Annotated in this window: 1 protein-coding gene; it reads left to right on the forward strand. The window is 61.0% G+C overall.

What is annotated here, in order from left to right; genetic code table 11:
- The coding region (locus KVT28_RS27575) for an AMP-binding protein (protein ID WP_217551546.1) at positions 1–228 on the forward strand (228 nt) is incomplete at both ends.

Consider the following 228-nt stretch of genomic DNA (forward strand, 5'->3'; position numbering starts at 1 on the left):
GATTCGCTGGTATGAAGATGGCGCACTGAACCCCGCCGCGAACCGCCTCGATCGCCATCTCGCCACGCGTGGCGACCACCCCGCCATCATCTGGGAAGGTGACGACGCCAGCGAAAGCAAAACCATTACCTTCCGCGAACTGCATGCAGACGACTGCCGCTTTGCCAATGTGCTCGGCAGCCTGGGCGTAAAGAAAGGCGACGTGGTGGCGATCTACATGCCGATGGT

Origin of the sequence: Pantoea sp. GbtcB22 (assembly GCF_019091025.1) — a bacterium.
Taxonomy (GTDB): Bacteria; Pseudomonadota; Gammaproteobacteria; order Enterobacterales; family Enterobacteriaceae; genus Pantoea; species Pantoea leporis.